The organism is Collinsella aerofaciens, assembly GCF_015556945.1.
Lineage (GTDB): Bacteria > Actinomycetota > Coriobacteriia > Coriobacteriales > Coriobacteriaceae > Collinsella > Collinsella aerofaciens_AO.
The window spans coordinates 2,314-7,955 of record NZ_JADNNH010000042.1 but is presented as its reverse complement, the minus strand read 5'-3'; the positions used below and the strand labels follow the sequence as shown (position 1 = coordinate 7,955).

General features: G+C 60.7%; 7 protein-coding genes and 1 pseudogene. All 8 read left to right on the top strand.

The features are described 5' to 3' along the window. Positions 1-189 (top strand): annotated as a pseudogene (locus I2F59_RS09505) (SIS domain-containing protein); the annotation flags it as partial. Positions 190-235: 46 nt separating this feature from the next. After that, positions 236-655, top strand: a complete 420-nt coding sequence (locus tag I2F59_RS09500) for a PTS sugar transporter subunit IIA (protein ID WP_195503979.1) — start codon at positions 236-238, stop codon at positions 653-655. Positions 656-712: 57 nt separating this feature from the next. Next, positions 713-1,195 carry a PTS sugar transporter subunit IIB gene (locus I2F59_RS09495; protein ID WP_117565058.1) on the top strand — a complete coding sequence of 161 codons (483 nt, stop codon included), beginning with the start codon at positions 713-715 and terminating at the stop codon, positions 1,193-1,195. A 58-nt stretch (positions 1,196-1,253) separates the two neighbouring features. Further along, positions 1,254-2,027 carry a PTS mannose/fructose/sorbose/N-acetylgalactosamine transporter subunit IIC gene (locus tag I2F59_RS09490; RefSeq protein ID WP_195503978.1) on the top strand — a complete coding sequence of 258 codons (774 nt, stop codon included), beginning with the start codon at positions 1,254-1,256 and terminating at the stop codon, positions 2,025-2,027. Further along, a complete protein-coding gene (locus tag I2F59_RS09485) occupies positions 2,008-2,841 on the top strand; it encodes a PTS system mannose/fructose/sorbose family transporter subunit IID (RefSeq protein ID WP_156598735.1) in 834 nt (277 codons plus the stop codon). The genes I2F59_RS09490 and I2F59_RS09485 overlap by 20 nt, the downstream gene beginning before the upstream one ends. Positions 2,842-2,929: 88 nt before the next feature. Continuing rightward, positions 2,930-3,820: a DMT family transporter gene (locus I2F59_RS09480; RefSeq protein WP_271755801.1), complete on the top strand. Its 891-nt coding sequence runs from the start codon at positions 2,930-2,932 to the stop codon at positions 3,818-3,820. A 224-nt stretch (positions 3,821-4,044) separates the two neighbouring features. Further along, positions 4,045-4,818, top strand: a complete 774-nt coding sequence (locus I2F59_RS09475) for a PTS mannose/fructose/sorbose/N-acetylgalactosamine transporter subunit IIC (protein WP_035137735.1) — start codon at positions 4,045-4,047, stop codon at positions 4,816-4,818. Next, a complete protein-coding gene (locus I2F59_RS09470; protein WP_156598735.1) occupies positions 4,799-5,632 on the top strand; it encodes a PTS system mannose/fructose/sorbose family transporter subunit IID in 834 nt (277 codons plus the stop codon). Before I2F59_RS09475 ends, I2F59_RS09470 begins: the two co-directional genes overlap by 20 nt. Positions 5,633-5,642 lie beyond the last annotated feature (10 nt).

Genomic DNA, 5,642 nt, shown 5'->3' with positions numbered 1-5,642 from the left:
GGCGACACCGACATCAACATCATCGACACCGCCGAGTTCGCGATCCCCGGCCTTGACGACGAGTTCCGCGTCATCGTGTCCCCGTGGATTCTGACGGTGCTCGTTACCGACCGCCTGGCTCGCTACTACGAGACGGTCACCAAGCACAACCTCAAGTATCGTCGCTACTATCACCAGTTCGACTACTAAAGAAAACGGGTGCGGGAACGCGCCGGGCTATTGAGAGGAACACAGAATGAGGCAGTACATCATCGCCAGCCATGCGCACTTCGCTACCGGCATCAAGGAGAGTGTCGAGCTGCTCTCGGGCGCTCGCGACAACGTCCACGATCTTTCGATGTTCGTCGATGGCCGCATGGACGTGGCCGAGGAGGCCCAAAAACTGCTGGCAGGCATGGCTGCCGACGATGATGTCGTTGTCTGCACCGACCTCTTTGGCGGCAGCGTCAACAACGAGTTCACCAAGATCGTCCAGACGCGTCCCCGCACGTACCTCGTTACCAACATGAACCTTCCTCTGCTTATCCAGCTGCTGTTCTCTGACGAGTCGGCGCCGGTTGAGGAGACGATTCGCGCCATCGTCGCTGCGGACGATACGCGCGTGAAGTTTGTCAACGATCTTTTGGTCGATGACGAAGAGGAAGAAGAGTTCTAATCCGCAGCACCTACTGACACGCCGTAAGACGGCACAAGACCTTTGGGGGGTCACATTATGATTCAGCTACTTCGCGTCGACCATCGCCTGCTTCATGGCCAGGTCGCGGTCTCTTGGGTCCAGGGCCTTGGCTCCAACTGCATTTTCTGCGTGGGCGATAAGGTCGCCAACGACCCGGTGTGGAAGACGACGCTCAAGATGGGCAAGCCTGCCGGCTGCAAGCTCGTCATCAAGGATATGGCGAATGCCATCGAGGCCATTAACTCGGGTGTGACTGACAAATACAAGATGATTATCTGTGTCGCCACCATCGCTGAGGCAAAGCAGCTTGTTGAAGGCTGCCCGCAGATCAAGTCGGTCAACCTGGGCAACACCAAGCCCAAGGACGAGAAGCGCCCCGATGCTCGTCAGGTCTCTCGTCAGATCTTCCTGACTGCAGCCGAGGAGGCCGATGTGCGCGAGATGCTGAACAACGGCGTCGAGGTCGAGATCCGTCCTCTGGCCGATGACCCCAAGGTCGACTGCGCAAGCGTGCTCTAGGCGTTCAAATTCGAAGAGTCTGAGCTCTTCGTAGTGTCCTATTAGGAAAGGGGGATATATGCTTACCCAAGCAATCCTCATCGGACTTATCGCCGCATTTGGTAAGTTCGACTGCCAGCTCGGTACGCTCTATGCGTTCCGCCCCATCGTCCTGTGCCCGCTCGTGGGCCTGGTGCTGGGGGACCTGCAGTCCGGCCTCGCGATCGGCGCCAGCCTGGAGCTTCTGTTCATGGGCTCGATCTCCATCGGCGCCTACGTGCCGCCTGATGAGACGATCGGCGGCGTGCTCGCCTGCGCCTTCGCTATCCAGTTGGGCCAGAGCACCGAGGCAGCCATCGCGCTCGCTATGCCCATCGCCACGCTGTGCCTTGCCATCAAGAACATCCTCAACGCCGCCCTGCCGATTTTGGTTGACCGTGCCGATGTTTTCTCTGCCCAGGGCAACCTTAAGGGTGTCTATGCGATGCACTTCCTGATCGGTTTGACCGGTATCATCATGGCGTTCCTGCTGTGCTCGCTGTCGTTCTATCTGGGTGCTGACGCCATCCAGGGCCTGCTCGACTTCATCCCGCCCTTTGTCCTTGCTGGCTTTGGCGTTGCCGCCAACATCCTGCCGGCCATGGGCTTCGCCATGCTCGGCCGCCTGGTGCTCACCAAGCAGCTCGTGCCCTTCTACTTCCTGGGCTTCCTGCTGTGCTCCTATGCCAACGTGCCCGTCCTGGGCGTCGCCCTGATCGCCATCATCATCGGCATCGACAAGTTCGACCTGCTCGGCCTGGGCGGAGCCCAGCCCCAGCTCTCCGCGGAAGGGGATGAGGACGATGACTTCTAGTCCCGAGAACAAGATCACGCGCTCCGACCTCGTCAAGAGCGCCGTCAACACCGGCGCCCTGGGCATGGAGTTCTCCTGGACCTACTACAAGCAGATGAACATCGCCTTCTGCCTGATGGTCGCCAACATGCTCAAGAAGATCTACGCCGGCCGCCCCGACGACTACGCCGAGGCCCTGCACCGCCACTGCGCGTTCTTCAACATCACCGTCCAGTTCGCCCCGTTCGTCGGCGGCATCGCGATGGCCATGGAGGAGAAGGTCGCCCGCGGCGAGATCGAGCCCGAGAGCGTCAACGACGTCAAGGCCGCCCTCATGGGCCCGCTGTCCGGCATCGGCGACTCCATCTTCCTGTCGACGCTGCGCGTGGTCGCCGCCGCGGTGGGCATCAGCCTGTGCCAGGCCGGCAACCCCTTCGGCCCCATCGCCTTCCTGCTCATCTACAACGTCCCCGGCTTCGCGCTGCGCATCTGGGGCGCCGTCAAGGGCTACGAGCTGGGCGTGGGCTTCCTGGACGAGGCCCAGAGGACCGGCCTCATGCAGAAGATCATGACCTGCGTGGGAATCGTGGGCGTCATGGTCGTGGGCGCCATGTGCAAGGACATGTTCTGGGCCAGCATCCCGGTGGCCATCGGCTCGGGCGACGACGCCCAGACCCTCCAGGACATCCTGGACGGCATCATGCCCGGCATGCTCGGCATGATCGCCTTCTGGCTGTACTACTGGCTGCTGTCCAAGAAGATCAACCCCATGGTGCTGATCGTGGCCACCATGGTCGTGGGCATCATCGGCGCGTTCTTCGGCGTGCTGGCGTAAGGGCCCGGCCTATTATCTGCCCCCAAGGGAAACGGCGACCCATTGCGGTCGCCGTTTTTTATTACCGAAAGCTAGTTGGAGGTGCTTCGTGATTCGATCTGACAATCCACCCGATAATGGCGTGAGCGGGGCGATGTATCTATTTGGCACGGCGCTCTTGTGGAGTTTTATCGGCATCCTCGTTCGCGCCAATTCGCAGTCGGCTCTTTTGATCGGTGCCGTCACGGCAATATTTATGGCGCTCTTTATCCTGCTCGTCGGCAGGCCCGTCCTTCGCGTCAGCCGTCTTATTGTCCTTGTGGCCGTCTGCAACTTCGTGACGGGCACCACGTTTAACTTTGCCAACCAGCTCACGACGGTCGGCAACGCGATCGTTCTGCAGTACACCTCGATGATTTTCGTTATCGTGTATCAATCGCTCGCAACTCGCACGTTGCCCTCGCCTGCGAAGATTGCCTCCGTGGTGGTTGCTTTTACGGGTATGGGACTTTTCTTTTTAGGTGATTTGAGCGCCGAGGGCATGCTCGGCAACCTGCTTGCCGTCATTTCGGGCGCCGCCTTTGGGCTGTGTTTCTTTTTAAACTCTCGCCCCGATGCGTCGCCCATGGTGTCCTCGCTCATCTCCTGCGGCATCTCGATACTGCCGATCGTCTATTTTGCCGGCGACCTAGGCTCCGTGAAACCCTTTGAGTGGGGGCTTATGCTGGTGCATGGCCTTTTTTGCAGCGGCCTTGCGAGTGTGCTGTATGCCAAGGGGATTGCGCGCACCAACGCGTTTGCGGCCAACTTGGTCTGCATGAGTGAGGTCGTGCTCGCTCCCTGCTGGTCGGCGCTCCTCTTTGGCGAGGTCTTTAGCTGGAACGAGTTCTTGGGCGCGGCGATGATCGTTTTGGTGATTGTGGCCAACTTGGCATCCGATGCTTTTGGCGACGGCTTTCTGGTGGCGCTTGTCCGCCATCGAAACAAAGAGCGTGCCTAATGGGATGCGCCTGCCGTTTACGGTAAAAAACACCCCGCTGAGCGACTGGTATTAAATAAGGCGAACCTGCATACCTATAATTGGTATCAAATCATTTGTGCCTGGTATGGGTGTTAGCAGCACGCCAGGTGCGGTTCGGACCGTGTGGTCAAACTCCCGGATTAATATCAATAACGCGCGCGACGGGAGTGACGACGGTTCGAGATTCCTTATTGGGAGGAACTATGCTTGTCCAAGCAATCCTCGTCGGCTTAGTCGGAGCTTTTGGATGTCTCGACTACCAGCTCGGCACCCTCTACGCGTTCCGCCCCATCGTCCTGTGCCCGCTCGTGGGCCTGGTGCTGGGGGACCTGCAGACTGGCCTTGCCGTTGGCGCCAGCCTGGAGTTGCTGTTCATGGGCTCGATCTCCATCGGCGCCTACGTGCCGCCTAACGAAACCGTCGGCGGCGTGCTCGCCTGCGCGTTTGCCATTCAGCTCGGTCAGGGTACCGAGACGGCCATCGCGCTCGCCATGCCCATCGCCGTCCTTGCACTGACGATCGGCAACATTACCAATGCCTTGTTCCCTGTGTTTGTAGATATGGCAGACAAGTTCGCCCTCAAGGGAAACCTCAAAGGCATCTACGCCGTTCATTGGGGAATTGGAATCTGGGGCTGCGTCGAGTACTTCCTGCTGTGCGGCGGCGCCTTCTATTTGGGTTCCGACGCCATCCAGGGCCTGCTCGACTTCATCCCGCCCTTCATCATCGACGGTTGCGGCGTTGCCGCCAACATCCTGCCTGCCATGGGCTTCGCCATGCTCGGCCGCCTGGTGCTCACCAAGCAGCTCGTGCCCTTCTACTTCCTGGGCTTCCTGCTGTGCTCCTATGCCAACGTGCCCGTCCTGGGCGTCGCCCTGATCGCCATCATCATCGGCATCGACAAGTTCGACCTGCTCGGCCTGGGCGGAGCCCAGCCCCAGCTCTCCGCGGAAGGGGATGAGGACGATGACTTCTAGTCCCGAGAACAAGATCACGCGCTCCGACCTCGTCAAGAGCGCCGTCAACACCGGCGCCCTGGGCATGGAGTTCTCCTGGACCTACTACAAGCAGATGAACATCGCCTTCTGCCTGATGGTCGCCAACATGCTCAAGAAGATCTACGCCGGCCGCCCCGACGACTACGCCGAGGCCCTGCACCGCCACTGCGCGTTCTTCAACATCACCGTCCAGTTCGCCCCGTTCGTCGGCGGCATCGCGATGGCCATGGAGGAGAAGGTCGCCCGCGGCGAGATCGAGCCCGAGAGCGTCAACGACGTCAAGGCCGCCCTCATGGGCCCGCTGTCCGGCATCGGCGACTCCATCTTCCTGTCGACGCTGCGCGTGGTCGCCGCCGCGGTGGGCATCAGCCTGTGCCAGGCCGGCAACCCCTTCGGCCCCATCGCCTTCCTGCTCATCTACAACGTCCCCGGCTTCGCGCTGCGCATCTGGGGCGCCGTCAAGGGCTACGAGCTGGGCGTGGGCTTCCTGGACGAGGCCCAGAGGACCGGCCTCATGCAGAAGATCATGACCTGCGTGGGAATCGTGGGCGTCATGGTCGTGGGCGCCATGTGCAAGGACATGTTCTGGGCCAGCATCCCGGTGGCCATCGGCTCGGGCGACGACGCCCAGACCCTCCAGGACATCCTGGACGGCATCATGCCCGGCATGCTCGGCATGATCGCCTTCTGGCTGTACTACTGGCTGCTGTCCAAGAAGATCAACCCCATGGTGCTGATCGTGGCCACCATGGTCGTGGGCATCATCGGCGCGTTCTTCGGCGTGCTGGCGTAAGGGCCCGGCT